This window comes from Caulobacter sp. 602-1, assembly GCF_003931565.1.
Lineage (GTDB): Bacteria > Pseudomonadota > Alphaproteobacteria > Caulobacterales > Caulobacteraceae > Caulobacter.
Window position 1 is genome coordinate 1 of the sequence record NZ_RRYI01000235.1, and the last position, 268, is coordinate 268.

The window sequence follows — 268 nt, forward strand, 5'->3', positions numbered from 1 at the left end:
GATGTGGCCATGCCGACCGCATGCTGGATCAACGACTGGGCCGTTTCTGCGTCAACCCAAGTCGCTGACGTTGAATGTGTCAGCCAGTTTGAGAACGTCCATGCGGACTCAAGGGCGCTCTTGAGAACCCCGCGACGCTCCTTGTTGGACTCACCAGGCAGGAGGCTGTTGCAGATGAGCTCTGTCCATGCGCGGTAGTTGGCGCGCTGGGGCGGCGCTTCAGTCCACATTGCTGCGTCCTGCGCGATACCAACCAATTCGAGCAAAG

At 59.7% G+C, this 268-nt stretch carries 1 protein-coding gene; it reads right to left on the minus strand.

Features of this window, described 5'->3' with window-relative positions; genetic code table 11:
- Positions 1-268: hypothetical protein (locus tag EIK80_RS26860; RefSeq protein WP_233586961.1), on the minus strand; the 268-nt coding region annotated here is incomplete at both ends.